26 protein-coding genes are annotated in these 24941 nt (G+C 72.0%); 21 read left to right on the top strand and 5 right to left on the bottom strand.

Features of this window, described 5'->3' with window-relative positions:
* The first annotated feature begins 372 nt into the window (after window positions 1-372).
* The 3 genes from ACGFI1_RS36330 (at window position 373) to ACGFI1_RS36320 (ending at window position 4384) form a co-directional block, all read left to right on the top strand.
* Window positions 373-1617, top strand: coding sequence for an HNH endonuclease signature motif containing protein (locus tag ACGFI1_RS36330; RefSeq protein ID WP_392791919.1), 1245 nt, complete (start codon window positions 373-375; stop codon window positions 1615-1617).
* Between the two features lie 1202 nt (window positions 1618-2819).
* Entirely contained in the window at window positions 2820-3551 is a 732-nt protein-coding gene (locus ACGFI1_RS36325) for a MerR family transcriptional regulator (protein ID WP_392791916.1), read from the top strand.
* On the top strand, window positions 3545-4384 hold the full coding sequence (locus ACGFI1_RS36320) for a hypothetical protein (protein WP_392791914.1): 840 nt from the start codon (window positions 3545-3547) through the stop codon (window positions 4382-4384). Before ACGFI1_RS36325 ends, ACGFI1_RS36320 begins: the two co-directional genes overlap by 7 nt.
* A gap of 130 nt (window positions 4385-4514) precedes the next feature.
* On the opposite strand, the gene ACGFI1_RS36315 is transcribed toward ACGFI1_RS36320, so the two are convergent.
* Entirely contained in the window at window positions 4515-5045 is a 531-nt protein-coding gene (locus tag ACGFI1_RS36315) for a TetR/AcrR family transcriptional regulator (protein ID WP_386871141.1), read from the bottom strand.
* A 76-nt stretch (window positions 5046-5121) separates the two neighbouring features.
* Here ACGFI1_RS36315 and ACGFI1_RS36310 point away from each other — a divergent pair, with 76 nt between their 5' ends.
* Together ACGFI1_RS36310 and ACGFI1_RS36305 are read left to right on the top strand one after the other, a co-directional pair.
* Entirely contained in the window at window positions 5122-5919 is a 798-nt protein-coding gene (locus tag ACGFI1_RS36310) for an NAD(P)H-binding protein (protein WP_392791911.1), read from the top strand.
* A 103-nt stretch (window positions 5920-6022) separates the two neighbouring features.
* Window positions 6023-6397 carry a VOC family protein gene (locus ACGFI1_RS36305; protein WP_387077835.1) on the top strand — a complete coding sequence of 125 codons (375 nt, stop codon included), beginning with the start codon at window positions 6023-6025 and terminating at the stop codon, window positions 6395-6397.
* A gap of 91 nt (window positions 6398-6488) precedes the next feature.
* Here ACGFI1_RS36305 and aceE read toward each other — a convergent pair whose 3' ends face one another.
* Window positions 6489-9269, bottom strand: coding sequence for a pyruvate dehydrogenase (acetyl-transferring), homodimeric type (aceE, locus tag ACGFI1_RS36300; protein ID WP_392791908.1), 2781 nt, complete (start codon window positions 9267-9269; stop codon window positions 6489-6491).
* 320 nt (window positions 9270-9589) lie between these two features.
* Between aceE and ACGFI1_RS36295 the strand changes: the two genes are divergently transcribed.
* From ACGFI1_RS36295 to ACGFI1_RS36270, 6 genes are all read left to right on the top strand, one after another.
* The gene (locus ACGFI1_RS36295) at window positions 9590-9787 is read left to right on the top strand and encodes a DUF1918 domain-containing protein (RefSeq protein WP_138639755.1); all 198 of its coding nucleotides are present in this window, start codon (window positions 9590-9592) and stop codon (window positions 9785-9787) included.
* A 73-nt stretch (window positions 9788-9860) separates the two neighbouring features.
* A complete protein-coding gene (locus ACGFI1_RS36290; protein WP_386871147.1) occupies window positions 9861-10268 on the top strand; it encodes a YjbQ family protein in 408 nt (135 codons plus the stop codon).
* Between the two features lie 191 nt (window positions 10269-10459).
* Window positions 10460-10888: a DUF3052 domain-containing protein gene (locus ACGFI1_RS36285; protein ID WP_138639757.1), complete on the top strand. Its 429-nt coding sequence runs from the start codon at window positions 10460-10462 to the stop codon at window positions 10886-10888.
* Window positions 10889-10903: 15 nt separating this feature from the next.
* The gene (locus ACGFI1_RS36280) at window positions 10904-11425 is read left to right on the top strand and encodes a peroxiredoxin (RefSeq protein ID WP_392791904.1); all 522 of its coding nucleotides are present in this window, start codon (window positions 10904-10906) and stop codon (window positions 11423-11425) included.
* 70 nt (window positions 11426-11495) lie between these two features.
* A complete protein-coding gene (locus ACGFI1_RS36275; RefSeq protein ID WP_138639758.1) occupies window positions 11496-11888 on the top strand; it encodes a hypothetical protein in 393 nt (130 codons plus the stop codon).
* A 103-nt stretch (window positions 11889-11991) separates the two neighbouring features.
* The gene (locus ACGFI1_RS36270) at window positions 11992-13050 is read left to right on the top strand and encodes a potassium channel protein (RefSeq protein ID WP_392791901.1); all 1059 of its coding nucleotides are present in this window, start codon (window positions 11992-11994) and stop codon (window positions 13048-13050) included.
* A 145-nt stretch (window positions 13051-13195) separates the two neighbouring features.
* Here ACGFI1_RS36270 and ACGFI1_RS36265 read toward each other — a convergent pair whose 3' ends face one another.
* A complete protein-coding gene (locus tag ACGFI1_RS36265; RefSeq protein ID WP_138639762.1) occupies window positions 13196-14146 on the bottom strand; it encodes a phosphoribulokinase in 951 nt (316 codons plus the stop codon).
* Between the two features lie 192 nt (window positions 14147-14338).
* On the opposite strand from ACGFI1_RS36265, the gene ACGFI1_RS36260 reads away from it, so the two are divergent.
* Window positions 14339-14995: a response regulator gene (locus ACGFI1_RS36260; protein ID WP_386871152.1), complete on the top strand. Its 657-nt coding sequence runs from the start codon at window positions 14339-14341 to the stop codon at window positions 14993-14995.
* Window positions 14992-16176 carry a sensor histidine kinase gene (locus ACGFI1_RS36255; RefSeq protein WP_386871154.1) on the top strand — a complete coding sequence of 395 codons (1185 nt, stop codon included), beginning with the start codon at window positions 14992-14994 and terminating at the stop codon, window positions 16174-16176. Before ACGFI1_RS36260 ends, ACGFI1_RS36255 begins: the two co-directional genes overlap by 4 nt.
* Here ACGFI1_RS36255 and ACGFI1_RS36250 read toward each other — a convergent pair.
* Window positions 16148-17380, bottom strand: coding sequence for a saccharopine dehydrogenase family protein (locus tag ACGFI1_RS36250; protein ID WP_392791897.1), 1233 nt, complete (start codon window positions 17378-17380; stop codon window positions 16148-16150). The two genes, ACGFI1_RS36255 and ACGFI1_RS36250, sit on opposite strands and share 29 nt — an antisense overlap.
* Window positions 17381-17502: 122 nt before the next feature.
* Here ACGFI1_RS36250 and ACGFI1_RS36245 point away from each other — a divergent pair, with 122 nt between their 5' ends.
* On the top strand, window positions 17503-17679 hold the full coding sequence (locus tag ACGFI1_RS36245) for a hypothetical protein (protein WP_301177127.1): 177 nt from the start codon (window positions 17503-17505) through the stop codon (window positions 17677-17679).
* Here ACGFI1_RS36245 and ACGFI1_RS36240 read toward each other — a convergent pair.
* Entirely contained in the window at window positions 17636-18550 is a 915-nt protein-coding gene (locus ACGFI1_RS36240) for a LysR substrate-binding domain-containing protein (protein ID WP_301177126.1), read from the bottom strand. The genes ACGFI1_RS36245 and ACGFI1_RS36240 overlap by 44 nt on opposite strands.
* Window positions 18551-18810: 260 nt before the next feature.
* On the opposite strand from ACGFI1_RS36240, the gene ACGFI1_RS36235 reads away from it, so the two are divergent.
* The 7 genes from ACGFI1_RS36235 (at window position 18811) to ACGFI1_RS36205 (ending at window position 24911) form a co-directional block, all read left to right on the top strand.
* Window positions 18811-20244, top strand: coding sequence for a form I ribulose bisphosphate carboxylase large subunit (locus tag ACGFI1_RS36235; protein WP_386871159.1), 1434 nt, complete (start codon window positions 18811-18813; stop codon window positions 20242-20244).
* Window positions 20244-20693 (top strand): ribulose bisphosphate carboxylase small subunit, encoded by a 450-nt coding sequence (locus ACGFI1_RS36230; protein ID WP_387077819.1) that lies wholly within the window; start codon window positions 20244-20246, stop codon window positions 20691-20693. The genes ACGFI1_RS36235 and ACGFI1_RS36230 overlap by 1 nt, the downstream gene beginning before the upstream one ends.
* On the top strand, window positions 20690-21655 hold the full coding sequence (cbbX, locus tag ACGFI1_RS36225) for a CbbX protein (protein WP_392791893.1): 966 nt from the start codon (window positions 20690-20692) through the stop codon (window positions 21653-21655). Before ACGFI1_RS36230 ends, cbbX begins: the two co-directional genes overlap by 4 nt.
* A gap of 79 nt (window positions 21656-21734) precedes the next feature.
* Window positions 21735-22643 (top strand): PAC2 family protein, encoded by a 909-nt coding sequence (locus ACGFI1_RS36220; protein WP_364550790.1) that lies wholly within the window; start codon window positions 21735-21737, stop codon window positions 22641-22643.
* A gap of 53 nt (window positions 22644-22696) precedes the next feature.
* Window positions 22697-23116 carry a CBS domain-containing protein gene (locus ACGFI1_RS36215; RefSeq protein WP_301177121.1) on the top strand — a complete coding sequence of 140 codons (420 nt, stop codon included), beginning with the start codon at window positions 22697-22699 and terminating at the stop codon, window positions 23114-23116.
* The gene (locus ACGFI1_RS36210) at window positions 23113-23748 is read left to right on the top strand and encodes a dienelactone hydrolase family protein (RefSeq protein WP_301177120.1); all 636 of its coding nucleotides are present in this window, start codon (window positions 23113-23115) and stop codon (window positions 23746-23748) included. Before ACGFI1_RS36215 ends, ACGFI1_RS36210 begins: the two co-directional genes overlap by 4 nt.
* Complete coding sequence (locus tag ACGFI1_RS36205; RefSeq protein ID WP_392791891.1) at window positions 23748-24911, top strand: geranylgeranyl reductase family protein; 1164 nt, start codon at window positions 23748-23750, stop codon at window positions 24909-24911. Before ACGFI1_RS36210 ends, ACGFI1_RS36205 begins: the two co-directional genes overlap by 1 nt.
* Window positions 24912-24941 lie beyond the last annotated feature (30 nt).

Here is a 24941-nt window from a genome sequence, read left to right as displayed (position 1 = left end):
GTGTTGCGAATGGCCTGTTCGGTGTTCGTGGAATTGTGGTGGGGGCGGCGCTGCGTACGGGGCCGCCCCTCCAAAGTCAAGGGCGCCTTCGGCGTCGCTTCGCGATGGGACTCCGTCCCACCCTTGACTTCGGAGCCTCTACGGCCCCTGAGTGCAGCTTTCGTCGGGCAGGCTCCGCCTGCCCTCTGCCCGACGCGCCGCCCCCACCCCAACCAGAAACACACAACACACAAGTGCAGAGCCTCAAATCGAAATGCCCGAAATGAGCCTTTCGAGAAAACAGGCGAGAGTCGATCAAGGAAGTCCAAAAGAATCATGGTCGAATTTCGGCTCGAAAGGACGAAGTGGCGTCCGGACGGATATCATAAGGCTATGAGTTCAATCGCGGTCGACCTCGACGCCGCGTCCACCATGGAATTGGTGAACGCGGCATCGGCGATCGCCGCCGAACTCGCCACCCGCACCGCACCCGAATCAGCTGCGGCGTGCATGGAACTCACCGAGACCCTCGCCACCGCAGGCGATCTGCAGGAAGCCGCCCTCGCAGGATTCATCGGCGTAGTCGACCGATCCCGCGAAGTGCAGCGGTGGGGATACCCCTCCACCCGGTCCTGGCTGCGGTCCCGCCTCGGGATGCGCGAATCCCGCGCCAAGGAACGCCTCACCCTGGCCCGCCAGCGCCACCGCGTCCCCGAGATGACCGAGCGGTGGACCACCGGTGACCTGTCGGCCGGATATGCCGCCACCATCGCCGAAGCCGTCACCCGACTCGACGACGATGACTGCGGCAAAGCCGAAGACATCCTGCTGGGCATGGTCGACCAGGGCTTCTCCGCCGGGAAGGTCGCCAGCTTCGGCAAGCGGATCCGCGACGTCATCGCCGAACGCGACGGCACCGAACAAGCCCCCGAAGACGTGGCGCGCGGCTACGAACAATCCTGGATCGACTCGACCCGCTCACTGGACGGCGGCCGCTACATCAAGGGCTGGCTGAACGCCGAAGACGCCGCCATCTGGGACGGCACTCTCGGGCCGCTGGCCAAACCCGCCGGAACCGACGAGCACCGCGACCTGTCCGAACGCACCGCCGCCGCACTCACCACGGTGCTGTCGGGCGGGCACAAGGCCACCAAGGTCACCGTCATCTGCGACCTGGACACCCTCACCGGCGGCCAGGCCCCCGCCCGCCTCACCGACGGCACCCCCATCCCCGCCGCCCAAGCCCGCCGCATCGCACTCGCAGCCGGAGTCTCACCGCTCCTACTAGGACGCGGAAACCTGCCCCTCTACCTAGGCCACAAGGTCCGCTTCGCCACCGGCGCGCAACGCCGAGTCCTCGAGACCCTGTATCCGACCTGCGCCGTCGAGGGATGCGAAGTGCCCGGGACGCTGTGCGAAGTCGACCACGTCCACGGCTGGGCCCTCGGCCACAGCCCCACCGACATCGACCAACTCGCCCTCACATGCGGATGGCACAACCGCTACAAACACACCCACCCCCAACAACTTCACACCACCAAAACACCCGACGGCCGCTACACCTACCGCCTCCACCCACCCAGAACCAGAACCCTCCCCGAACCCAGCCGCCCACCACCCTGGCTCCAAGCCGCATGACCACGCCTGGCGATCTCGCCGCCGTGCGCGCCGGACAGGTCCGTGCCCTGGATTAGCGGCGTGCACGGCATCGACGCGGTGGCCAGGACAAACGCGTCGTAGGGGACGGCGTCCCATGGCCGAGGTCGTCACGGTGCGGGCGGCGCGGTCGATCGCGGTGACGCGCTCGCCGGTGGGAACCCACGCCCAAGACACGGCTGTCCCATCGGCGCGGGCCTGAGGCCGGGGCCCAGCCGACTGCCTACTACTCAGGCTCAAGGTTGCGTGAAGTAGGTTCCCGCCCGCGCTGACCGTTCCACTCATGCGGGTCCGAGGCGCCCTCGCCCTGCTCGCCCGCCTTCCTGGTCACAGGCCGCATGCTCACGCATCTACGCCCCAGGGCCGCGGCGCCCTTTCGGCGTGGGTCTGGGGCCAACCTGGTCGCCTACCAGTGTGGGCTTAAGGTTGCGTGACGACAGGCTCGCGTCTGCACCGACCGCTCCGCCCGCGCGGATCCGACGCTACCCTTGCCCCGATCGCCCACCATCCGTGAAGGCTGAACGTTGCGTGACAGCAGTCCGTCGACTGCTCCTCCCGCGCAGGTCCAGTGGCCCCCTTGCCTGGGGCGCCCGCCACCCTGGCTCCAGGCCGGATGACCGTTGCCCCCGCGCCCCGAACCCAAGGCCGTCCCATCGGCGCGGGTGTTGGGGGCGGTGGGCTCAGCCTGGCCGATTTTCGCGCGCGCTGAGGTTGTCTGACTGCAGGTCCGGGCCTCGCGCCGGCCGCTCCTCCCTCGCGATGGCCCCCCGCCCCGGCGTCCGCCGCCCTGGCTCCAGTTCGCGTGATCACGTACCCGCGTCCCAGACTCAGGCTTGCCCGATTGACGCGGGTTTGGGGTTTGTGGGCCCGGCCTGGCTGCTTACTGTGCGGGCTCAAGGTTGCGTGGCCGCGGGCCCGCGTCGGCACTGGTCGCTGCGCCTACGCGGGGCCAATGGCGCCTCGCCCCTGGGGGTTCGCCGTCCTGGATGTAGGCCGCGTGATCGGCAGGCGCCACAGCTAGCCGCTGAGGCTGTCTCACCAACTCTCCCAGTAACCCGAGGACGCACCGGGCCTGCCGACCATGTCGGAGACCTTGGTTCTGGGCCCTGGTGCGCTGACCTGCGTCGGGGCACCGGGGCGGGCGTGGTTGACCTTGACGTTGCGTCAACGTTTGTAATGGGGCCATGCGAATCGGTGAACTCGCCGCGCTGGTCGGAGTTTCGACCAGGACCGTGCGGCACTACCACCATCTCGGCCTGCTGCCGGAGCCGGAGCGACTGGCCAACGGCTATCGGGAGTACCGGCTGCGGGACGCGGTGGCGCTCGCGCGGGTGCGGAGGCTCGTGGAGCTTGGGCTGTCGCTGGACGAGATTTGTGACGTCCTCGCTGATGAGCGTGGGCGTGACCTGCGTGAGGTACTGCTCGAACTCGACGCCGACCTGGCGCGGCAGCAGGAGGCGATCGGGGCGCGGCGGGCCCGGCTCGCCGGGCTGCTGGAGGAGGCCGAGCTGCAGCCCGATTCGGCCGTCTCGCCCGAGATGGCGGACGTCCTGCGGGACCTGCCGCGAGGGTCGCGGTTCGCCGAGTTCGACCGGGAGCTGCTCGCGCTCGTCGACACGGCGGTCGGGGAGGGGGAGCGGGCCTGGTTCGCCGGGATGGTGAGGTCCTTCACCGGCCCAGAGGCGCGCGAGCGCATCGCCGGGACCTACGCGCGGCTGGACGGGATCGCGGACGCCCCGCCGGACGATCCGCGCGTCGCCGAGATTGCAGAGGACCTGGCCGACCAGATTCCGGAAGAGATGGCGGCGCTGATGGCGCGGCAACGGCTGGACGGCGCATGGCTGGAGGAGATGGCGCCCGCTCAGCGCGAGGTGTTCAAGCAACTGGTGACGATCCTGAAGGAGCGGACATGCTGAGGGTCGCCCGCGCTGCACTGTTCGTGGCAGCGCCTGCCGAGCTGGTCGTCCTGGTGTTGGCCGCGTCGGGTGTCCCGGTGCCCGGCCCCGTGGTCACGGTCGTGAAGGTGATCGTGGCGCTGATGCTTCTCTTGCAGCTCGTCGCCGCAGGCCGGCTGGTCGCCGAGGCGCGGCGGGGCGGCGCCGACTGGCCGGCCGCGTTTCGGGGAGTCGGACGCCTGGTGCCCGAGAGGCTCCGCAGGATCGTGGCGTTCGACGCGAAAGGCATGGCCAGCCTGGTGCTGCTCGTCGCGCGCCGCAGGCATGGGGTGCCGCAGGGCACGGTCGGCGTCCCGTATTCGGGCGCACAGCTCGGCCTTCAGGCGGGGTTCCTCTTCGCGATGGTCGTCGAGGTCGTGGGCGTCGAGTTGCTGCTGCGGGCCATCGACGCGCCCGAGGGGTTGCGGGTGGCCTTCCTGGCGATCGATCTGTATTCGATCCTGATCGTGCTGGCGGTCATCGCGGCGTGCGTGACGCGGCCGCATGTGCTGTCGGACGAGGAACTGCGCGTCCGGTACGGGGCGTTCTTCGACCTGCGCATCCCGCGCGCGCAGATCTCCTCGCTCCGGATCGTTCGGAACTACAACGAGAGCGGCATGGTCAGGGTGCTGGACGACCGGCTCGCGGTGGCGGTGGCGTCACAGACGAACGTGGTGGTCGAGTTGCGCGAGCCGATCCAGGTCGTCCGGCCTCTGGGGCGACGGGCCGACGTCCGGGCGGTCCGCTTCTTCGCCGACGACCCGGCACCGCTCATGGACGCTCGTCCAGTTGTCCCGGGGCGAGCCGGGGGATGAGCAGGGGCGGCTGCGGCGGGGGTGGCCTGCGTCGTAGCCGCCGTCCGTGCCGAGGATGGCGGCGCCGATGACCGCGCTCAGCCGGCGTGTCTTGGTGACGCCCGCGGATCCGCCGGGTGGTCCACCCCGGTCACCTACTGGGGTGGGCGGGTTGTCGCCGGTCTAGGCCGTCGAGCATGAGGGGCAGGAAGCGCTCCGGGATGATGCCCGGGTGGCAGGCGAACACGCTGAGCAGCTCCATGAGGTCGCCGGTGCCGACATCTGAACGCATCGCACCGTCCGCCTGCGCCTGCCGCACCAACTCGTCGAGGCGCTGCACGAGCGCCTGCCTCGCCTCCGGCGTGGAAGTACCGGCCAGCGCGGCCGCGATGGCGCCGCGCCCCTTCTCCACGCTGTAGAGGACGAAGGCGCGAATGGCCGACCACGCGTCGGGCTCGGCCGCCACGGTGCGGTCGAGGTCGTCCATGAGCTCGTGGACGTACTGCTCCGCGAGGGCGGCGAGCAGCACCCCGCGGTCGGGGAAGCGGCGGTAGAGCGTGCCGACGCCGACGCCGGCGCGGCGGGCGATCAGCTCCATCGGCGCATCCGCGCCGCGCTCGGCCACCGCGTCGCGTGCGGCCTCCAGGATCTTGTCCCGGTTGCGGCGGGCATCGGCGCGCATCGGACTCCCTCGAACTGGACGACAGGCTTCCGCTTAGTCTATAACCGGAATCTGACATTCCGCTTAGGGGGTTGCGATGATCGTGGTGACGGGTGCGACGGGCACGATCGGGCGTGCGCTGATCGAGGAGCTCGGCGGCGCGGCGCGAGCCGTGGTGCGGCGCGCGGAACAGGGCGAGGAACTGGGATGCGACTACGTGGTCGGCGACCTGGAGCGGCCGGAGAGCATCCCGCTCGAACCGGGTGACAGGCTCTTTCTCAACAGTGGACTGTGGCCGGGTTTCGTGCGCGCGCACAAGGCGGTCATCGACCACGCGAGGGCCGCGGACGCGGCGCAGGTGGTGACCGTCTCCGTGCGCGGCGTGTCGTCGGCGAGCCTGCTCGGGTTCGGCATGCACGGGCAGGTCGACGCGCATCTCAAGGCGTCGGGGGTGCCGTGGTCGATCCTGGCGCCGGTCGGCTTCATGCAGAACCTCGCGAGCGACGTCGACGAAGAGGGGCGGATCTTCGGCTCGTACGGCAGAGGCGAGGTCGGCTACATCGACGCGCGCGACATCGCGGCGGTCGCGGCCGCGTTGCTCACGCGCCCCGTCGGGGCCGACGCCACGTACGAGCTCACCGGGCCGGTGGCGCCCACCCATGACGAGGTCGCCGCCGAACTCACCCGGGCATTCGGCCGGCCCGTGCGTTACGTGGACCTGACGGTCGAGGAGGCCGCCGTCCACCTGGAGAAGCGCGGCATGCCCGCCCAGGCGGCCCGTGACCTGGCCGAACTCATGTCGCAGATCGGCGACGGACGCTGGGCGAGCACCACCACGACCGTGGCCGACATCCTGGGCCGCGAACCGCGTTCGCTACGGGAGTTCCTCGCATAGGGCTGTGCAGCGACGAGACCTGCGGAATCCTTCCCGCAAACACCGACAGGGGGTTGTCGCAAGGCTCCGGGACGCTCGTGCCAGCGTTCGAAGGAGGAGATCGATGAGCGTTCCCGCGTTCAACACCGTCACGTGGTTCCAGGTCGGCACCGACGCGCCGGAGGAGGCCCGCCGCTTCTACGGCGACATGTTCGGCTGGCAGTTCGCGCTCGACCCGGACGCCGACGGCTACGACCTGGTCAGGTACCCGGGGGCCGACGCGCCGAGCGGCGGCATCTCGCATGAGCCGGACGCCTCCCGCAACCATGCGATGTTCCTGGTCCTGGTGGAGGACGTCGAGGCCGCCTGCGAGCAGACGGTGAAGTGCGGCGGCAAGGTCGCCATGCCCGCGCTGACCACGGTCAGCGGCCTGACGTTCGCCTACCTGCAGGACCCGTCCGGCAACACGTTCGGCGTCTTCACGCCCCCGGCCGGCTGACCTGGGAACGCGAAGGGCCCCGAGGCGAACCCTCGGGGCCCTTCCGGCGATTGCGGCCTACACCTCCGCAATCACCGTGTTCATACGGTGATCAGGCGTCTCCGCCGGTGTTGCTTTCGCGGCTGCCCACGCCGCCTGCGAAGACGTCGCTCACCTCGGCGTTGAGGCGGTAGCGCTCGATCGCCTGGGGGAGGGCCTCCGGTTTGATGTCGCCGTGCCTTGCCAGCCTCGTCAGGACCGCGAGGACGATCGACGCGGCGTCCACGTGGAAGAAGCGGCGGGCGGCGGCGCGGGTGTCGGAGAAGCCGAACCCGTCGGTGCCGAGGGACGTGAAGTCGCCGTGCACCCAGGGGGCGATCTGGTCGGGTACGGCGCGGGTGAAGTCCGATACCGCGACGATCGGCCCGGCGACGCTGTCGAGGGTGCGGGTGACGTACGGGATGCGCTGCTCGGCCTCGGGGTTGAGCAGGTTCCACTCGTCGCAGGCGCGGGCCTCGCGGGCCAGTTCGTTCCACGAGGTGGCCGACCACACGTCGGCGGCGACGCCCCAGTCCTCGGCGAGGAGGCGCTGGGCCTCCAGGGCCCACCGGCCGCCGACGCCCGACGCGAGGATGTTCGAGCGCGGCGCCTCGGCGTTGGCCGGCTCCGCCGCCCGGTAGCGGTAGAGACCCTTGAGGAGGCCGTCGACGTCGAGGTCCTCCGGTTCGGCGGGCTGCTGGTACGGCTCGTTGTAGACGGTGAGGTAGTAGAAGACGTCCTCGCCGTTGGGGTGTTCGTCGGACGAGCCGTACATGCGGCGCAGGGCGTCCCGGACGATGTGGCCGAGTTCGAAGCCCCACGTCGGGTCGTAGTGGACGCAGGCGGGGTTCGACGCGGCGAGCAGCGGGGAGTGGCCGTCGGCGTGCTGGAGGCCCTCTCCGGTGAGCGTGGTGCGGCCGGCGGTGGCGCCGAGGAGGAACCCGCGGCCCATCTGGTCGCCGAACGCCCACATCTGGTCGCCGGTCCGCTGGAACCCGAACATCGAGTAGAAGATGTAGACGGGGATCATGTGCTCGCCGTGCGTGGCGTACGCGGTGCCCGCGGCGATGGTGGATGCCATCGACCCGGCCTCGCTGATGCCCTCGTGGAGCATCTGGCCGCTTTCGGCCTCCTTGTAGGAGAGGAGGAGCTTGCGGTCCACGGCCTCGTAGGTCTGCCCGTGCGGCGAGTAGATCTTGGACGTGGGGAACAGCGAGTCCATGCCGAACGTGCGGTACTCGTCGGGGGCGATCGGGACGAACCGGGCGCCGATGTTCTCGTCCTTGATCAGGTCCTTGAGCAGCCGGACGAACGCCATGGTGGTGGCGACGTTCTGCTTGCCGGAGCCCTTCTTCATCTCGCTGTAGACGGGGTCGCCCGGCAGCTTGAGCGGCTTGGCGCGGACGACGCGCTTCGGCAGGAAGCCGCCGAGCGCGGCGCGGCGCTCGCGCATGTACTGGATCTCGTCGGAGTCCTCGCCCGGGTGGTAGTAGGGCGGCAGCGGCTCCTCCAGCGCCGAGTCGGGGATGTCCAGGTAGAGCCGGTCCCGGAACTCCTTCAGCTCGGCCTTGGTGAGCTTCTTCATCTGGTGGGTGGCGTTGCGGGCCTCGAAGTCGGAGCCGAGCGTCCAGCCCTTGATCGTGTGCGCGAGGATCACGGTCGGCTGGCCGACGTGCTCGCGGGCCGCCTTGAACGCCGCGTACACCTTGCGGTAGTCGTGCCCGCCGCGCGACAGCTTGCGCAGCTCGTCGTCCGACAGGTGCTGGACGATCCGGCGCAGCCGCGGGTCGGCGCCGAAGAACTTCTCCCGGATGTACTCGCCGGACTCGACGCTGAACGTCTGGAACTGGCCGTCGGGCGTGGTGTTCATCTGGTTGACCAGCACGCCGTCGACGTCCTGCGCGAGGAGCGGGTCCCAGTCGCGGCCCCAGATGACCTTGATGACGTTCCAGCCGGCGCCGCGGAAGAACGACTCCAGCTCCTGGATGATCTTGCCGTTGCCGCGCACCGGGCCGTCGAGCTGCTGCAGGTTGCAGTTGACGACGAAGGTGAGGTTGTCGAGCTCCTCGCGGGCGGCGAGGCCGATGGCGCCGAGCGACTCCGGCTCGCCCATCTCGCCGTCGCCGAGGAACGCCCACACGTGCGAGCGGGACGTGTCCTTGATCTTCCGGTTGTAGAGGTAGCGGTTGAACCGCGCCTGGTACACCGAGTCGATCGCGGTCAGGCCCATGGACACCGTGGGGAACTCCCAGAAGTCCGGCATGAGCCGCGGGTGCGGGTAGGACGACAGGCCGCCGCCCGGGTGCGAGTGCTCCTGGCGGAAGCCGTCGAGCTTGTCCTCGGGGAGGCGCCCTTCGAGGAAGGCGCGGGCGTAGATGCCGGGGGCGGCGTGCCCCTGGATGAACACCTGGTCGCCGGACTCGCCGTGGTCCTTGCCGCGGAAGAAGTGGTTGAAGCCGACCTCGTAGAGGGAGGCGGCGGAGGCATAGGTGGCGATGTGCCCGCCGACGCCGAGTTCGGGGCGGTTGGCGCGCGACACCATGATCGCGGCGTTCCACCGGATGTAGGCGCGGATGCGCCGTTCCACGTGCTCGTCGCCGGGGAACCAGGGTTCGTGCTCCGGCGGGATGGTGTTGATGAAGTCGGTGCTGCGCAGGCCGGGCACGCCGACCTGCAGCTCGCGGGCCCGCTCCAGGAGGCGGAGCATGACGTACCGCGCCCTGCCGCGGCCCTCGGTCTTGATGACCGTGTCCAGCGACTCCAGCCACTCCCGGGTTTCGTCCGGGTTGATGTCGGGCAGCTGGCTCGGCAGGCCGTCGCTGATGATCGAGAAGCGTTGACGTCCGGAAGCCACGGGGTCCCCTCTGTCCTTACCGTCTTTGCTGGTGAGACCCGTGGCCGCCGCTCGGGAGGCCACCGGTCCCCGGCAGACTGTCGGTCGCTCGTCTGGTGATCCCATCGTCGCCGTTCAGGACGGCTAACGCATCTCTACCCACCGGTAACCATTTGCGCCGGTCAGCGGGGTGCCGTCCCGGGGACGGCGGCCCGATTTTGCGTGATTTATCGCGTCAGGGTGCGGGAAACGGGTGAGGCGGGGAACAACGCCAACAGGTGCCCGTCGCGGACCCGGCACGGCCCGCTCGGGCGGCGGGCGAACGAGCTTGGGGGAGAGCGATGTACGCACAGATCGGAGACCGGCTGCACGTCCACGGCAACGTCGTCGGGCAGCCCGACCGGATCGGTGAGATCGTCGAGGTGCGCGGCCGGGACGGCGGCCCGCCCTATCTGATCCGCTTCGACGACGGCCACACGCGCCTGGTGTACCCGGGGCCGGACGCCGTCGTCGAGCGGCGAGCGGAGGTGTTCCACTAGCGTCTCGGCCGGCCGGTGCGACACCGTGCGGCGCGGATGCGTCCGACGCCGCGGATCGGGTAGACACGGGGTCATGGAGAGCACCGTGGTCCGGGTGGCCACCGGTACGAGCGAGACCGTGCACGACATCACGGCCGAATGCGAGCGGTTCGCCGCGGAGCAGGGCGGCGACGGGCTGCTGCACGTCTTCGTCCCGCACGCGACCGCCGGCGTGGCGATCCTGGAGCTGGGCGCGGGCAGCGACGACGACCTGCTGGCCGCCCTGGGCGACCTGCTGCCGGCGGACGACCGCTGGCGGCACGCGCACGGCTCGCCGGGGCACGGGCGGTCGCACGTCTTGCCCGCCCTCGTCCCGCCGTACGCGACCCTGCCGGTCGTGGGCGGACGGCTCGCGCTCGGCACCTGGCAGTCGGTCGCCGTCGTCGACCTCAACGTGGACAACCCCGACCGCCAGGTCCGCTTGTCCTTCCTGAAGGGATGAGAAGGTCGCCGGGAAACGGGGAATCGGGCCAATGAGGCGACCAAAAGCCCGGAAGACACTTGCGCTGGAGGCCCTCACTTGTGTGGACTGTCCCGCAAACACCGCACAGGTGCGGGCGGGCCACCCGTCCCGGGGGGCCGGAATCGAGAGTGCACGGCACCGTGCGGACTGACGACAATGGGAGGACTTTCGTGAGCGCGACCGCGGGTCAGGCGCAGTCTGAGCGCAGCCTGGCCGAACGGCTCGGCCTGAAGGCGGGCCAGGTGGTGCAGGAGATCGGCTTCGACGACGACGTCGACGAGGAGCTTCGTCGCTCCGTCGAAGAACTCACGGGGAACGAACTGGTCGACGAGGACTACGAGGACGTGGTCGACATCGTGCTGCTGTGGTGGCGCGAGGAGGACGGCGACCTGTTCGAGGGCCTGACCGACGCGATGGTCCCGCTCACGAGCGGCGGCAACATCTGGCTCCTGACGCCCAAGGCGGGCCGGGACGGCCACGTGGAGCCGAGCGACATCGGCGAGGCCGCCCAGACGGCCGGGCTCTCGCAGACCAGCAGCGTCAGCGCCGCCAAGGAGTGGTCAGGCACGCGGCTGGTCGCGCCCAAGGTCCGCAAGTAGCCGGGGCGGTAGGACTTGTCGGTCAACGCGGGCGGCACGGGCACGAGCCCGGGCGCCGTCGACGTGGGTGGTGTGGACGTGGGCGCCGAGGCGCCCGACTTCGAGCTGGCGGACCAGCACGGCACGCCGGTGCGGCTGTCGGGCTTCCGCGGCGAGAAGAACGTCGTCCTCGTGTTCTATCCGCTGGCGTTCAGCGGGGTGTGCACGGGGGAGCTGACCCGGCTCAGGGACGAGTTCAGGGACGTGGGCGACGGCGCCGGCGGTAGCAGCGCGCAGCTGCTGGCCGTCTCGGTCGACTCGATGTTCGCCCTGCGCGCCTGGTCGGACCAGGAGGGCTTCTGGTTCCCGCTGCTGTCGGACTTCTGGCCGCACGGCGGCGCGGCGCGGCGCTACGGCGTCTTCGACGAGGCCAAGGGCCTGGCGCTGCGCGGCACCTTCATCATCGACACCGAGGGCGTGGTCCGGTGGCGGGTCGTGAACGCGATCCCGGACGCGCGCGACATCGACGAGTACCGCGAGGCGCTCGCCGGGCTCTGAGCAGACGGACCGGTCCCGGCCCGGCCGAGCGGGCCTGGCCGGAACCGGTCCCGGCACCCCTGGAGGTGTGATGCCCTGCTACCGCTGCGGGGCGCGGCAGACCGACCCCGTGCGCGGCGCGAGCCCGTGGAAGCGCGGTGTCAAGGCGGAGCGCCAGGTGCTGGTCTGCCCGAGCTGCCAGGCGGGCCGCGACTGGGCGGACGACCTGGACCGCTGCTCGGCGTGCGGGTCGGCGGCCCTGGTGTGCCGGCTCGGCGAGGTCGAGTGCCGCGACTGCGGGCACACCCGTCCCGCCGTCCGGGACGAGCCCGGGGACGCCGGCCTGGTGCGCTCCGGCGCCGATCTCGCGGGCGGTGCCGGCGGGCCTGGCGGTGCCGGTGCCGAGAGGCCGTCCGACGGCGGCCTGTCGGAGGAGGTGGCGGCGGCCCTGTCGCGCGTCCTGAAACGGGGCCCGGCGGTCTGACCGCGCGGCGCCGGGGCGGATGGCCGCGTCCGGTCGTCGGCACGCCCGGACTGTGACCGGTTTGCGCTTGACGTGGGGATTTGTCCGCTGCCACGCTGCGCGGATGCCGATCGTGCTCATGCGCCTGGTCACGCGGATCACCGGGCGGAGCTGGCGGGCGCCCGCGCTGGTGCTGCTCGCGGCCTTCCTGCTGGGCTGGCTGCTCATCGCGGTGTTCGAGGAGCCCGGCGCCGACATCAAGAAGCCGCACGAGTACCTCTGGTACTTCCTGGTCAGCGGCACCACCACCGGCTACGGGGACCTGGCCCCGGCCACCGCGGGCGGCCGGATCGGCGGCGTGGTCATCATCGTCGCCGGGCTCACCGCGGGGCTCGTGATGTTCGCCGAGCTGACGCTTTGGATGGGGAAGGGCAGGACGATGCGGGCCAACGGCCAGGCGCGGCTGCACAAGCGCGACCATGTGGCGGTCATCGGCTACGAGCGCGAGGCGATGCGCGCGATCACCGGCCAGCTGCGCGCCGACCCCGCGTACGCGAAGACGCCGGTCATCGTGCTGTTCTGGCCGGAGGAGCTGGCGGGCGAGAACCCCGACCCCGACCTGTACGACGTGGTCGCCAACGACGGCACCGCGTACGAGCGGGCGTGCCTGGAGGAGGCCCGCACCGTGCTCGTGGTCGGCCGGTCCGACGACGAGACGGTCCGCGTCATGCTCGGCGTGTCGGCCTACCTGCGGCGGCACGGGGAGCCGCCCGTCCACCTGCTGGCCGGGCTGCGCGACGGCGGTCGCCGCGCCGAGATCACCGAGGCGCTGAACCTGGTCAGCGCCGACATCGAGCCGGTCGACATCGACGACCCGGCGGTGGTGGCGGACGCGATCCGCAACCCCGGCGTCGCCGCGATCCACCACAACCTCGCCAGCACGCTCGACTCCGACGGCACGCTCTACCGGGTGGACGTCCCCGAGGACGCCGGTGAGTGGTCCCGCGTGGACGTGGCGATCTTCCTGCTGCGGCGGGGCAGCACGCTGCTCGCGGTCGGCGAGTCGCACCGCCCCAACGCCCGGTTCCGGCTCACGGCCGAGCCGGACGAGCGGATCCGCGGCGGCCAGTCGCTCGCGGTGGTGGCCCCCGACCGCCCGGTCATTCCCTGGGCGGAGATCTGACGAGTGCCGGGAGGGCGCCCTGCGCGCCCGCTCGGGCGCCCTCCCGGCGTGCCGCCTGCGCGCGGCCCGGGGCACAGGTCCGAAGCCCCGGGGCCTCCCCGCGCGCACGCGGAGTCTTCACCCCGCCGTCCGCCGCCGCGCCACGCTACGCGGCCTGGCGGTGGTCGGCGTCGAGCAGGTGGTAGAGCAGCAGGAGCTGGGTGATCGCGAGCGGGTCGCTGGTCCCGGTGTCGCCGAGGCGGCCGAGGGCGTCCGGGTCGGGGAGCGCGGTGCCCGCGCGCGGCCCGAGCCGCTCCCAGATGGCCTTCTTGACGACCTGCGACTCCTCCGGCGAGACGTAGCCGTGGACGTGCAGGGCGTCGACGGGGCGGCCGTCGGTGTCGCGGTGCAGCCGCAGGTGCAGGGCGGTCTCGGTGTCGCCGGCGCCGCCGTCCAGGACGTCCGCCAGCTCCGGGTGGTCGATCGTCGGGCGCAGCAGCAGCTCGGCGGACAGCGGGGTGCCGGGCGGGTCGAGGCGCCCGGCGACGGGCGCGAACCGGACGACGATGTCGGCGTGCTTGCGCTGCGGCCGGATGTAGGCGGCGCTCTCCGGTTCGCGGCGGGCCAGTTCGGCCATCACCTGCTCGGGGCTGTAGCCGCGCTTCTCGCAGTCGCGGCGGACCTTCCAGGAGTGGCGCAGCGGCTCGGGCGGGTCCAGGTAGACGGTGATGTCGAAGCAGGCCCGCGCCATCCGGGTGTGCAGCGGCAGCAGGCCCTCGACGATCACGAAGTCGCGGGGCTCGACCAGTTCCGGCCGGACGAGCTCGCCCGTGGAGTGGTCGTAGACCGGCTTGAGGATCGGCTCGCCCATCGACAGCAGCTGGAGGTGCTGCTCCATGACGTCGATGTGGTTGCAGTCGGGGTGCAGCGCCGTGAACGGCTTGCCGGCCCGTTCGGCGCGGTCGTAGCGGTGGTAGTCGTCCACGCAGACCGCGGTCATCCGGTCGGCCCCGAGACACTGCACAAGCCCCCTGGTCAGCGTCGTCTTGCCCGCCGCGCTGTCGCCCGCGATCGCGAGCATGACGGGGCGGCGGCCCGCTCCGCGCGCCCGGAGCATATGCACGATCCGATGGGGCACCTGGCTCCTCCGTCCTGCGGAATTCAGTTTTCGTACAGGAGAGTACGGGGCGGGGCGGGCGTGCGCGTCCCCCAATCAGGTGAGGCCGGGGGTGAAACGCCGGAGGGTGCCTCCGCACGGGCCGCCGCAGGGGGCTACTGATGAGTAGCTTCCGGTTGTTATCGTGCCGGGATGAGTGTCCCCGTACGCGTCGTCCTGGTCGACGACCACGAGATGATCCTCGCCGGGCTGCAGGCCATGCTGGCCGGTTTCGCCGGCCGGGTGCGCGTCGTCGGGCAGGCGGGGACGGGGGACGAGGCGGCCCGGCTGGTGACCGCGCTGCGCCCCGACGTCGTCCTGCTGGACGTGCGGCTCGGCCCGGAGAGCGGCCTCGACCTGTGCCGGCTGATCACCGGCCGCGTCCCGGAGGCGCGGGTGGTGTTCCTGTCGGTCTACGACGACGAGCAGTACGTCTTCGAGGCGCTGCGCGCCGGGGCCGGCGGCTACCTCCTCAAGCGGGTGGACGGCCCCGAGCTGGTGCGGCGGCTGGAGGAGGTCGCGCGGGGCGAGACGGTGATCGACCCGACGCTCGCCGGGCGGATGGCGGTCACCGCCGCCCGGCTGACCCGCGGCGAGTTCTGGCCGGGCGCCAACCGCGGCCTCACCCAGCGCGAGAGCGAGGTGCTGTCGCTGCTGGTCGGCGGCCTGTCGAACAAGGCGATCGCGGCGCGGCTGGTGCTCAGCGAGGAGACCGTGAAGAGCCACCTGCGCGCCCTCTACCGCAAGCTGGAGGTGACCGACCGGTCGGCGGCGATCGCGGTCGCGCTGCGCGAGGGCCTGTTCCGGTGACGTCGCCGCTGGAGCTGCTCGCCGCGCGCGGCACCGACATGCTCGTCCGCGTCGTCGCCGCGGCCTGCTCCGACCGCGAGCTGCCCCGGATGGCCGACGAGCTGGCCTGCTTGGTGGTGCGGTCGGCGCGCGCGCTGACGTTCTGCGACGTGTACGTCCTGGACGAGGAGGAGCGCGCCCTCGAATGGTCGGGCCCGCCCGTCCCGCTGGGGGAGGGCGACGCGGGCTGGGTCGCCGCCCACGGGCGGGTGCGCCCGCACGCCGACGGGCGCGGCGCCGCGATCCCCGTGCCGGGCGACGGCCGCGTGATCGCGGTCGTGGACGTCCGGTCCGCCGGGCCCGTGCCGCCCGAGGACCTCGCGCTCGCCACCGCGCTCGCCGGGCTGTTCGCGCCGGTGCTGTCGTCCTGCCGCCGGCTGCGCAGCGCCCGCGAGCGCGAGCACGCGGCGGAGCGGTTCGCCGAGCGGGCCGTCGAGGCGCAGGAGGCGGAGCGGTCCCGGCTCAGCCGGGAGATCCACGACGGCCTCGCACAGCGCCTCGCCAGCCTCGGCTTCCACCTGTCGGCCGCCGAGCGGGCACTGCCCGAGCACCACCCGGAGGGGCTGGCGCAGATCATGATGGCGCGGCGGCTGTGCGAGCTGGCCGCGGCCGAGACCCGCGCGGCGATCGGCGGGCTGCGGCCGCCCGTGCTGGACGACCTCGGCCTGTCGGCGGCGCTCGCCACCCTCGCCCGGGAGGCCGGCGACGGCCCCGGTCCGTCCGGCGCGCTCGACGTCACGGTGACCGTCGAGGGCGAGCTCGAGGACGAGCTGCCCGACCATGTCCAGACCGCGCTGTACCGGATCGCGCAGGAGGCCGTCGGGAACGCGCTGCGGCACGCGTCCGCGAGCTGCGTCGACCTGCTGCTGGAGCACTCCGCCGACCGCGTCCGGCTGCGGGTCGCCGACGACGGGACGGGGTTCTCCGTCCGGGACGTGTTCGCGCAGGGCCTCGTCAAAGGGGTGCGCCCGGACTGCTACGGGCTGCGCGGCATGCGCGAGCGGGCCGAGCTGCTCGGCGGGCGGGTCGCGGTGACGAGCAGGCCGGGCGCCGGGACGATCGTCGAGGCCGTCATCCCGATCCCCGGCCGGCGCGGGGCCACCGGCCGCGGGGTCACCGCTCGTCCAGCACCCGGAAGGTGATGCCGGCCTTGACGAGCCGCTCGATCAGCGCGTCCCCCATCGCCGCGGCCGTGGTGACCTGCCCGGACGTCGCGGGCAGGTCGTCGTGCGCCAGGCACAGCGCGGACTCGGCGAGCATCTTGGCCGTCTCGCCGTAGCCGGGGTCGCCGCCCGCGACCTCGGTGACCACGCGCCGCCCGCCGCCCTCGCCGGCGAACTTCACGCTGAACCAGTTGCGGGCGCGGCGCTCCGCCGACGGCCCCTCGCCGGGCGTCGCGAAGCGGAGCAGCGCCCGCCGGGCCGGGGGCACCGAGGCGGCCGCGGCCAGGCCGCCGAAGCCCGCCGCGATCCCGGCGGCCGTCGCCAGGTGCCGGACCGCGAGGTAGTGGCCGTAGGAGAAGTCGGGGCCGTAGCGGTCGAGCGCCGCCGCCGACCGGGTGACGATCTGCGGGTCGATGGTGGGCAGCGGCAGCGTCCAGCCGTCCCCGACCCGGGCCTTCGGCGCGGGGGAGCGCGAGATCCGCACCCGGCGCCCGGCGGGCGGCTCCTCCACCCGGCGCCGCTCGCGCTCGGCGCGCAGCATCCCGGCCGGGTCGCCGAAGATGCCGATCGCCGAGTGCAGGGTGCCGCCGGACGCCGACCCCTGCACCCGCAGGAAGCCCTCGACGTGCAGCGGGACGCCCTCGGGGAGCTGCTTGACCGTGAAGTAGGCGCCGAGGTCGTGCGGGATCGAGTCGAACCCGCAGGCGTGGACGATGCGCGCCCCGCTGTCCACCGCCTGCTGGTGGTACTTCACGTACATGCGGTCGACGAAGGTGGGCTCGCCGGTGAGGTCGACATAGTCGGTCCCGGCGCGCGCGCACGCCGCGACCAGGGGCTCGCCGTACTTGACGTAGGGGCCGACCGTGGTGATGACGACCCGCGCCGCGTCCGCGATGGCCTCGATCGAGGCGGCGTCGGCGGTGTCGGCGTGGAGCAGGTCCAGCTCGGCGCACGCCAGGTCGATCTTCGTCAGCCGGTCGCGGACCGCCTCCAGCTTGGCCCGGTTGCGTCCGGCGAGGGCCCAGCGCGTCCCCGGCCGCGCGGTGGCGGCCAGGTACTCGGCGGTGAGCCCGCCGGTGAAGCCGGTGGCGCCGAACAGGACGATGTCGTACGGGCGGGCTGGGGCGTTCGGGCGGGCCGGGTCGGACGGGCGAGCGGAGTCGTTCGGGCGGTCGGCGGTCATGATGGCCCCTCTCAGTTCCGAATCCGATTCTGTCCCGTTGGCGGGCGCCCATGTGGCGCGGACGGCCATTGTGAGCGACCGCACTCCTCTAGGGTTGCTCCGGTGAGCCGGATGGTGGTGTCGTGACCGCGCTGGCCGTGGCGATGGACGTCGTCGCCGCAGGCTTCCTGGCGTGCTTCGTCTACCTGCTGACGCAGGCCGGGGCGGCCCGGGGCAACGAGGGCGGGCGCCCGGTCGCGATGGTGCTGATCGCGATCAGCCTGTGCCTGCTGTCGGTGCCGCTGTGGGCGCTGCCCTAGCGGGGCCGGCGGGCCTCCAGCCGGGCGCGTCCAGCAGATGCCGGACGAACAGCATCGTCGTCGGGGTCGGCGCCGCGCCCGCGACGGCGTGCCAGGGCCGGTCGAGCGGCATCCCCGGCGCGCCGACCACCGCCAGGCGGCCGGCGTCCAGTTCCGCGCCGACCGCGTCCCGCGACACGAGCGCGACCCCCAGCCCGGCCGCCGCGCCCGCGATGACCGCGCCGTTCGAGCCCAGCACCAGCCGCGGCGGGGCCACCTCGCGCTCGGCCAGGTACGCCTCCGCCGTCGCCCGCGTCCCCGAGCCGGGCTCGCGCATCACCCAGGGCGTGCGGGCCAGCGCGAAACCGGCGGCGACGTCCGGCGCGCCGACCACGACCAGCTCGTTCGGGCGCCGGGCCAGCACCGTCGCCGCCGCCTCGGCGGGCGGGCGGCCCGCCAGCACCAGATCGGCCTCGTGCGCGGCGAGGCTGCTCCACACCTGGCGGCGCGACCCCACCTCCAGCGCCAGCTCCACGTCCGGCCAGCGCGCCCGGAACGAGGCGAGCAGCGCCGGAAGCAGCTCGTCGGCGGCCGTCGTCACCGCCGCCAGCCGCAGCGGTCCCCGGCCCGGGTCGGCCGCGCCGCGCGCCGCCGCCCGGCCCTCCTCCAGCAGCCCGAGCACCTGCCGCGCGTACCCGGCGTAGACGGCCCCGGCGGGCGTCAGCCGCACCCCCCGGCCCTCCTTGCGGACGAGCGGCACGCCGAGATCGCGGGTCAGCGCGGCGACCGCCGCCGACACCGCCGACTCGGTCACGTACAGCCGCCGCGCCGCCGCCCGCACCGACCCGGTGTCGGCGACCGCGACGAGGCTCCGCAGCCGCGCCTCCGTCACCTCCGACCTCCTGACTCCGGCGAAGTGGGCCGGGGGTATGGGGGTCGTGCCCCCTCGGACGTGCTCGTTCAAGTGAATGCTTGATGGTCACCGTAGAACACTTGATGGACATTGCAAGTGTCGGCCGGTCAAGCTGCGGAGCGTCACGGTTCCACGTGGACCGGGACGCGGCGCACCGCCCCACGTCCCCTGGACATGCCGTCCTTCACCGGGGCGGCGCGCCGCGTCCCGGCTGATCTTCCAGCGGAGGAGAGCGGCGAATGAGCGCGGGCAGATGGTCGGCGGGCGTGATCCCCTACGCCGAGATGGGCTACTGGCGTCCGGACTACGAGCCGAAGGACAGCGACATCCTCGCCGCCTTCCGGATCACGCCGCAGCCGGGCGTGCCGCCGGAGGAGGCCGGCGCGGCCGTCGCCGGCGAGTCGTCCACCGCGACCTGGACGGTCGTGTGGACGGACCGGCTCACGTCCTACGAGAACTACCAGGGCAAGTGCTACAAGGTGGAGCCCGTCCCCGGGCAGGAGAACCAGTTCATCGCCTACATCGCCTACGACCTCGACCTGTTCGAGGAGGGGTCGATCGCGAACCTGACGTCGTCCATCATCGGGAACGTCTTCGGGTTCAAGGCGCTGAAGGCCCTCCGCCTGGAGGACATGCGGATCCCGACCCACTACGTCAAGACGTTCCAGGGGCCGGCGCACGGCATCGTCATGGAGCGCGAGTACCTCGGCAAGTTCGGCCGCCCGCTGCTGGGCGCGACCGTCAAGCCCAAGCTCGGCCTGTCGGCGCGCAACTACGGACGCGTCGTCTACGAGGCCCTGCGCGGCGGCCTCGACTTCACCAAGGACGACGAGAACATCAACTCCCAGCCGTTCATGCGCTGGCGCGACCGGTTCCTCTACTGCATGGAGGGCGTCAACCGGGCGCAGGCCGCCACGGGCGAGGTGAAGGGCCACTACCTCAACGTCACCGCCGCCACGATGGAGGACATGTACGAGCGCGCCGAGTTCGCCAAGGAACTCGGCAGCGTCATCGTGATGATCGACCTGACCATCGGCTACACGGCGATCCAGTCGATGGCCAAGTGGGCGCGTAGGAACGGCGTCATCCTGCACCTGCACCGCGCAGGGCACTCCACCTACACGCGCCAGAAGTCGCACGGCGTGAACTTCCGCGTCATCGCCAAATGGATGCGGCTGGCGGGTGTCGACCACATCCACGCCGGGACGGTCGTCGGCAAGCTGGAAGGCGACCCGAACAGCGTCCGCGGCTACTACGACACGCTCCGCCTGGACAAGGTGGAGGCCGACCCCAGGAAGGGCCTGTACTTCGACCAGGAGTGGGCGTCGATGCCCGGCACGATGCCCGTCGCGTCCGGCGGCATCCACGCCGGGCAGATGCACCAGCTCCTGCACTACCTGGGCGAGGACTCCATCCTCCAGTTCGGCGGCGGGACGATCGGCCACCCGATGGGCATCGCCGCCGGCGCCACCGCCAACCGCGTCGCGCTCGAAGCGATGATCAAGGCGCGCAACGAGGGCCGCGACTACCTCGCCGAGGGCCCCGACATCCTGCGCGCCGCCGCCAAGCAGAGCCGCGAACTCGACATCGCCCTGTCCACCTGGGGCGACATCACCTTCACCTACGAGTCCACCGACACGCCCGACGTCGTCGAGACCCCTGTGAGCGTCTGATGCGGATCACCCAAGGCACCTTCTCGTACCTGCCCGACCTCACCGACGCCGACATCGCGGCGCAGGTCGCCTACGCCCTCGGCCAGGGCTGGCCCTGCTCGGTCGAGTTCACCGACGACCCGCACCCGCGCAACTCCTACTGGGAGATGTGGGGCCTGCCGATGTTCGACCTCACCGACCCCGCCGGCGTCCTGTACGAGGTCAACGAGTGCCGCAAGGCGTACCCGAACCACTACATCAGGCTGAACGCCTACGACGCCCGCTACGGGCGGCAGACCACCGCCCTCCAGTTCATCGTGCAGCGGCCCGCCGAGGAGCCCGGCTTCCGGCTGGACCGGACGGAGACGTCCGACCGGCGCGTCCGGTACACGCTGCACCCCTACGCCCTCGACCGGCCCGAAGGCGACCGCTACGGGGCCGAGGGCGACCGCTCCGGGACCGGGCGTTGAGCGGACGCCCCGGCTTCGGGATGCGCCACGGCGGCTCCCCGGTGGACCCTTCCCACGCTCCCGCCACCGGGGAGCCGCCCCCTCCCGAGCCGCTCCCGCCGGACGCCCGCGTCGACCTCGCCAAGGAGCGCGCCGACTCGCAGGTCGACGCCGTCCTGGACGCCCTCGACACCGAACTCGTCGGCCTCGCCCCGGTCAAGACCCGCATCCGGGAGATCGCCGCGCTGCTGCTCGTCGACCGCGTCCGGGCCCGGTTCGGCATCGACTCCGGGCGCCCCAACCTGCACATGTGCTTCACCGGCAGCCCCGGGACGGGCAAGACGTCCGTCGCCGTCCGGCTCGCCGAACTGCTGCACCGCCTCGGCTACGTCCGCCGCGGCCACCTCGTCTCCGTCACCCGCGACGACCTGGTCGGCCAGTACGTCGGACACACCGCGCCCAAGACCAAGGAGGTCCTGAAGCGGGCGATGGGCGGCGTGCTGTTCATCGACGAGGCGTACTACCTGTACCGGGCCGAGAACGAGCGCGACTACGGGCAGGAGGCCATCGAGATCCTCCTCCAGGTCATGGAGAACCAGCGGGACGACCTCGTCGTCGTCCTCGCCGGCTACAAGGACCGCATGGACTCCTTCTTCGCGTCCAACCCCGGCATGAGCTCCCGCATCGCCCACCACATCGACTTCCCCGACTACGACCTGGCGGAACTGGAGGCCATCGGCCGTCTGATGACCGAGCGCGAGGGCTACGCGCTCGCCCCCGAGACCGAGCCGGTCTTCCGCGACTACCTGTCCCGGCGGCGCGAGCAGCCGCGCTTCGCAAACGCCCGATCTGTCCGGAACGCCATCGAACGGGCCCGCCTCCGGCACGCCAACCGCCTGCTCGGGCAGGGCGGCGACATCGGCCGCGACGACCTCACCACTCTCCACCCGGAAGACTTCCGAGCCAGCCGCGTCTTTCGGTGACCCGTGTCACGCCCGAACCGGGGATGAGCCTCCGCATGTCCTAATGTTGGCCCTAAGACATGTAGAGGTGGGGGAGAAGTTGCTTAACCCAGAGGATCTGTACGAGCTTGACGCCGACCTGCCGGAGATGACGGGTCCGGTGCTGCTGCACAGCCTCGACGGCTTCGTGGACGCCGGATCCACCGGGCAGCTCGTGCGCGAGCACCTCCTGGAATCCCTCGAGCACCGCGTGATCGCCCGCTTCGACGTCGACTCGCTGATCGACTACCGGGCCCGCCGGCCGCCGATGACCTTCGACCGGGACCACTGGGCCTCCTACGACGCGCCGGAACTCGTCGTCCGGCTGCTGAACGACGAGGCGGGAAGCCCCTTCCTGATGCTGTCCGGGCCCGAGCCCGACCGGCTCTGGGAGGGCTTCACCTCCTCCGTCGTGCACCTGGTGAAGAAGCTCGGCGTCGGCCTCGTCGTCGGCTTCCACGGCATCCCGATGGGCGTCCCGCACACCCGCCCGGTCGGCACCACCGCGCACGCCACCCGTCCCGAACTGGTCACCCGCAACTCCTGGTTCGACAAGGTCCAGGTGCCCGGCAGCGCCGCCGGCCTGCTGGAACTGCGGCTCGGCGAGGCCGGCCACGACGCCGTCGGATTCGCCGTCCACGTCCCGCACTACCTCGCCCAGTCCGCCTACCCGGCCGCCGCCGTCGCCGCCCTGGAGGCGATCGTCTCCGTCACCGGGCTGGTGCTCCCCGCCGACCGGCTCCGCGACGCGGCCGCCGCCACCGACGCCGACATCGCCGAGCAGGTCGACGGCAACGACGAGGTCGAGAAGGTCGTCCGCGCCCTGGAGCAGCAGTACGACGCGTTCGCCGGCGCCGCCGAACGCGACAGCCTCCTCGCCGAGTCGCAGGACATGCCCACCGCCGACGAGCTCGGCGCCCAGTTCGAGCGGTTCCTCGCCGAGCAGGACGGCCCCGACTCCGCCGGCTAGACATATCCCGTCCGCCGCTGGGTAGGCGAGCGCCCGAGAGGGGAGGTTCGCTCATGGCCCAGAAGGTGAACGAGGTGATGACGCCGGTGCCGGTGGCGGTGCCCCCGGACACGTCCCTGACCGAGGTCGGGGACCTGATGCGCCAGCACGGGATCGGCGACGTCCTCGTCGTCCACGAGGGACGGCTCCGCGGCCTGGTCACCGACCGCGACATCGTGATCCGCGCCGTCGCCGCGCAGCGCGACATGTCCGGCACGAGCGTCGCCGACATCTGCAGCACCAACCTGATCACGGTCGCCCCCGGCGAGGACGCCGACGCGGCCGTGCGGCTGATGCGCGAGCACGCCGTCCGGCGGATCCCCGTCGTGGACGGCGACCGGCCGATCGGCATGGTGTCCATCGGGGACCTCGCCGTCCAGCGGGACGAGCACTCGGCGCTCGCCGACATCAGCGCCGAACCGCCGAACACGTGATCACGCTGAAGCTGCGGGACGCCGAACTCGACGGCGACCTGTCGATCCCGGACGGCGCCACCGGCGTCGTCCTGTTCGCGCACGGCAGCGGCAGCTCCCGGCTCAGCCCCCGCAACCGCGCCGTCGCCGAGGGCCTCAACGCCGCGGGCCTCGGCACCCTCCTCATCGACCTGCTCACCCGGCACGAGGAGGAGGTCGACCGCGTCACCGCCGCGCTCCGCTTCGACATCGAACTGCTGACCCTCCGCCTCATCGGCGCGATCGACAAGCTGGCCGAGGGCCTGGAGTCGGCCCCCCACACCGCCGGCCTCCCCATCGGCCTGTTCGGCGCCAGCACCGGCGCCGCCGCCGCCCTCGCCGCCGCCGCGGCCCGCCCCCGGATCGGCGCGGTCGTCTCCCGCGGCGGCCGCCCCGACCTCGCCGGCCCGTCCCTGCCCCGCGTCCGGCCGCCCGTCCTGCTGATCGTCGGCGGCCGGGACCCCGAGGTCATCAAGCTGAACGAGCAGGCGCACAAAAGCCTTGAGAACTCCGAAATCCACATCGTCTCCGGCGCGACCCACCTCTTCGAGGAGCCCGGAGCCCTGGAAGAGGTCACCACCCAGGCCGCTGACTGGTTCAATCGACACCTGTGATGCGCGATGTCATCGTGGTCGGAGCCGGCCCCGCCGGGACCTCCGCCGCCTACCACCTCGCCAAGGCCGGCCTGGACGTCCTGCTCCTGGAGAAGACGTCCTTCCCCCGCGAGAAGGTCTGCGGCGACGGCCTCACCCCCCGCGCCGTCGACGAACTCCGCGCCCTGAACCTCGACCTCTCCACCTGGTACCGCACCGAGGGCGTCCGCCTGATCGCCGCGGGCCGCACCCTGGAGATCCCCTGGCCGTCCGGCCACGGCCTCACCCGCACCCGCACCGACCTGGACGAACTCCTCGCCCGCAACGCCGCAGCCGCCGGCGCGACCCTCCAGGAGAACACCAAGGTCACCGCCCCCCTCGAAAACCGGGGCCGCATAACCGGCGTCCGCACCCCCACCGCCACCCACGAAGCCCGCCTGGTCATAGCCGCGGACGGCGCCTCGTCCCGCCTCTCCGTGGCCCTGGGCCTGCACCCCCGCCCCGACCGCCCCATCGGCATCGCAGGCCGCCGCTACTACCGCAGCCCCCGCCACAAGGACGCCCACCTGGAGATCTGGCTGGACCTCGCCCCCGCCGGCTACGGCTGGGTCTTCGGCATGGGCGACGGCACCTGCAACGTAGGCGTCGCCCTCCTCCGCACCCAACACCCCGACTACCACCGCCTACTGGCCCGCTGGCTCGACCGCCTGCCCGCCGCCTGGGGCTTCACCGACACCAACGCCACAGGCCCCCTACGCGGCGCAGCCCTCCCCATGGGCTACAGCCGCCGCCCCCACTACGTCCCCGGCCTCCTCATGGCCGGCGACTCCGGCGGCATGGTCAACCCGTTCAGCGGCGAAGGCATCGCCTACTCCCTGGAAGCAGGCCGCATAGCCGCCGAAACCATCATCAAGGCGCACCGCACAACGTCCCCCGACGCGATCCTCCAGACCTACCCGTCCGCCATCCGCCACGCCAACGGCCGCCCCTTCACCGTGGCCCGAGCCTTCACCCGCGCCCTCGACAACCCGCACCTCATGCGCCTGGCCACCCGCCACGGCCTCACCCGCCCCACCCTCATGCGCCTGGCCCTGACCCTCGCAGGCAGCCTGCCTCCCGCCTCCCCCCGAACCGCCACCGACCACCTGGCCACAGCCCTGACCCGCCTCACCCCACCCTCCTGACCCCCGATACCGTTTCGCGATTCCCCCCAC

This window comes from Actinomadura geliboluensis (genome assembly GCF_043197915.1).
GTDB classification, from domain to species: Bacteria; Actinomycetota; Actinomycetes; order Streptosporangiales; family Streptosporangiaceae; genus Spirillospora; species Spirillospora geliboluensis.
The sequence above is the reverse complement of the archived record's forward strand: the minus strand, read 5'-3'. Positions and strand labels throughout refer to the sequence as shown.

Bases quoted from the DNA above. Each gene is read 5' to 3' on its own strand.
- ACGFI1_RS36330 (WP_392791919.1), top strand. From the start codon at position 373: ATGAGTTCAATCGCGGTCGACCTCGACGCCGCGTCCACCATGGAATTG.
- ACGFI1_RS36325 (WP_392791916.1), top strand. From the start codon at position 2,820: ATGCGAATCGGTGAACTCGCCGCGCTGGTCGGAGTTTCGACCAGGACC.
- ACGFI1_RS36320 (WP_392791914.1), top strand. From the start codon at position 3,545: ATGCTGAGGGTCGCCCGCGCTGCACTGTTCGTGGCAGCGCCTGCCGAG.
- ACGFI1_RS36315 (WP_386871141.1), bottom strand. From the start codon at position 5,045: ATGCGCGCCGATGCCCGCCGCAACCGGGACAAGATCCTGGAGGCCGCA.
- ACGFI1_RS36310 (WP_392791911.1), top strand. From the start codon at position 5,122: ATGATCGTGGTGACGGGTGCGACGGGCACGATCGGGCGTGCGCTGATC.
- ACGFI1_RS36305 (WP_387077835.1), top strand. From the start codon at position 6,023: ATGAGCGTTCCCGCGTTCAACACCGTCACGTGGTTCCAGGTCGGCACC.
- ACGFI1_RS36295 (WP_138639755.1), top strand. From the start codon at position 9,590: ATGTACGCACAGATCGGAGACCGGCTGCACGTCCACGGCAACGTCGTC.
- ACGFI1_RS36290 (WP_386871147.1), top strand. From the start codon at position 9,861: ATGGAGAGCACCGTGGTCCGGGTGGCCACCGGTACGAGCGAGACCGTG.
- ACGFI1_RS36275 (WP_138639758.1), top strand. From the start codon at position 11,496: ATGCCCTGCTACCGCTGCGGGGCGCGGCAGACCGACCCCGTGCGCGGC.
- ACGFI1_RS36270 (WP_392791901.1), top strand. From the start codon at position 11,992: ATGCCGATCGTGCTCATGCGCCTGGTCACGCGGATCACCGGGCGGAGC.
- ACGFI1_RS36265 (WP_138639762.1), bottom strand. From the start codon at position 14,146: ATGCTCCGGGCGCGCGGAGCGGGCCGCCGCCCCGTCATGCTCGCGATC.
- ACGFI1_RS36260 (WP_386871152.1), top strand. From the start codon at position 14,339: ATGAGTGTCCCCGTACGCGTCGTCCTGGTCGACGACCACGAGATGATC.
- ACGFI1_RS36250 (WP_392791897.1), bottom strand. From the start codon at position 17,380: ATGACCGCCGACCGCCCGAACGACTCCGCTCGCCCGTCCGACCCGGCC.
- ACGFI1_RS36235 (WP_386871159.1), top strand. From the start codon at position 18,811: ATGAGCGCGGGCAGATGGTCGGCGGGCGTGATCCCCTACGCCGAGATG.
- ACGFI1_RS36230 (WP_387077819.1), top strand. From the start codon at position 20,244: ATGCGGATCACCCAAGGCACCTTCTCGTACCTGCCCGACCTCACCGAC.
- ACGFI1_RS36215 (WP_301177121.1), top strand. From the start codon at position 22,697: ATGGCCCAGAAGGTGAACGAGGTGATGACGCCGGTGCCGGTGGCGGTG.
- ACGFI1_RS36205 (WP_392791891.1), top strand. From the start codon at position 23,748: ATGCGCGATGTCATCGTGGTCGGAGCCGGCCCCGCCGGGACCTCCGCC.